The following is a 930-nucleotide window of genomic DNA, read 5'->3' on the forward strand; positions in this document are numbered from 1 at the left end:
TACTTGTCGGCCGCCTCGAACACCACGACGTCCGCCACCGACACCAGGTCGGATCTGCGCGCCGCTGCTGGCCTGGATGACGGTGAGCGGGGCGGGGTGCGCCGCCGGCACCGGCCATGCCCGGCGCAGCGGCCCCGGGCAGCGCCACCAGTGCGCGCAGGCGGGCCAGCGTGGCCTCGAAGTCCAGCGCGGCGGGCGCGGCCTGCCGTGCGAGGGTGGCCTGCAGCTTCTGGACGGCCTTGCGCAGCCGCTCGGGCTGCACGGGCTTGAGCAGGTAGTCCACGGCCTGGGCCTCGAAGGCCTGCACGGCGTACTGGTCGTAGGCGGTCACGAACACCAGCGCGGGAAAGGGCGTGTCGGCCGGCCAGGCGTCGGCCAGCTCGGCGGCCGCCTCCAGGCCGCTCTGGCCCGGCATGCGGATGTCGAACAGCAGCACGTCGGGCCGCAGGTCCAGCGCCTGCTGCACGGCCGCGAGCCCGTCGCCCACGGTGGCGGCGATCTGAAGGTCCGGCCAGGCCCGGGCCAGCTCCTGGCGCAGGGCGGCGGCCAGCAGCGGTTCGTCTTCGGCGATCAGGGCGCGGGGCGCGCGGGAGGGCGGCAGGTTCATGGCAGCGGGGGATTCAAGGGAAATACGGCCCTGGCGCATGTTCCACTAGGGCGTTGTGCTATCAAATTAATAGTGCCTTGCTCGCCGTACAGCGTGTGCAGCCGCTCGCGCACCTGCTGCAGCCCGAAGCTCTGGCGCGCCGGGCCGGGTGGCCCGGACGGTGCGGTGCCGCCCGCGGCCAGCCCGGCGCCCGAATCCTGCACCAGCAGTTCCAGCAGGCCGTCGGGCAATGGCCGGGCGGCGATGTGGATGCTGCCGCCTTCCACCTTCGGCTCCAGGCCGTGACGGATGGCGTTTTCCACCAGCGGCTGCAGCAGCAGCGG

General features: G+C 73.3%; 1 protein-coding gene and 1 pseudogene. Both read right to left on the reverse strand.

Annotated features, from left to right (window positions below):
* Nucleotides 1–607 (reverse strand): annotated as a pseudogene (locus tag AC27IQ_RS25760) (LytR/AlgR family response regulator transcription factor); the annotation flags it as partial.
* Nucleotides 604–930: ATP-binding protein (locus AC27IQ_RS25765; RefSeq protein ID WP_487091336.1), on the reverse strand; the 327-nt coding region annotated here is incomplete at its 5' end. The pseudogene AC27IQ_RS25760 and the gene AC27IQ_RS25765, both read right to left, overlap by 4 nt.

The organism is Acidovorax sp. KPB24-07, assembly GCF_057543315.1.